This is a genomic window from Mesorhizobium sp. LNJC391B00 (assembly GCF_000502535.1).
Taxonomy (GTDB): Bacteria; Pseudomonadota; Alphaproteobacteria; order Rhizobiales; family Rhizobiaceae; genus Mesorhizobium.
Map to the genome: position 1 here is coordinate 1 of NZ_AYWI01000040.1, position 1,154 is coordinate 1,154.

General features: G+C 62.8%; 1 protein-coding gene. It reads left to right on the forward strand.

The features are described from left to right. Positions 1-1,154 (forward strand): KUP/HAK/KT family potassium transporter (locus tag X750_RS134325; protein WP_023749071.1); only part of this gene is annotated, 1,154 nt, incomplete at both ends.

Consider the following 1,154-nt stretch of genomic DNA (forward strand, 5'->3'; position numbering starts at 1 on the left):
GGGCGGCGTGCTGTCGCTGATGGCGCTGGCGCGCGGCAGTTTCCCGACCCGCTCGGCGATCATCCTGGCCATCGGTATTGTCGGCGCGTCATTGTTCTTCGGTGACGCCGTCATCACGCCGGCAATCTCGGTGCTTTCGGCGGTTGAAGGCATGAATGTCGTTACCCCGACCTTCCAGCCCTACGTCGTGCCGCTGACGCTGGTCATCCTTGCGATCCTGTTTTCGGTGCAGCGCTTCGGGACCGGCGGTGTGGCGCTGATCTTCGGGCCGATCACGGCGGTCTGGTTCCTGGCTATCGGTCTTTCGGGCTTGAACCACATCATCGCCGATCCCGAAATCCTGTGGGCGGTCAGCCCGCACTACATCGTCGCCTTCCTGATCAATTCGCCCGATGTCGCCTTCGTCACCATCGGCGCCATCTTCCTCGCCGTCACCGGCGCCGAAGCGCTTTATGCCGATCTCGGCCATTTCGGCCGCAAGCCCATCGTGCTCGCCTGGCTGGCCATCGTGTTTCCCTGCCTGCTGCTAAACTATGCCGGGCAGGGCGCTTTCGTGCTGGCGAAGAACGGTCACGTCGGCCATCCATTCTTCGAGATGAACGAAGGCTGGACGCTGATCCCGATGGTGGTATTGGCAACCGCGGCGACGGTCATCGCCAGCCAGGCGGTCATATCGGGCGCCTTCTCGCTGACCAGGCAGGCGGTGCAGCTCAATATGCTGCCGCGCCTCGAAATCCTGCACACGTCGGAACGGCAGTCGGGCCAGATCTACATGCCGCGCGTCAATGTTTTGCTGGCGTTGGCGGTGATGTTGCTGGTCGTCGGTTTCGGCGAATCGAGCAAGCTCGCCTCCGCCTATGGCATCTCGGTGACCGGCAACATGTTGGTGACGACGGTGCTGCTGTTCGTCGTCATGACCCGCATCTGGAAATGGCGGCTGTGGGTGGCGGTCGCCATGACGGCGCTGTTCGGCTTCATCGACATCGGCTTCTTCGCCTCCAACATCGTGAAGGTGTTCGAGGGCGGCTGGGCGTCGCTTGCGGTGGCCTTCACCATCGTTCTGGCGATGTGGACCTGGGTGCGCGGCAGCCGCTATCTGTTCGACAAGACCCGGCGCAACGAAATCCCGCTCGATTTCCTCGCCGGCAATCTGC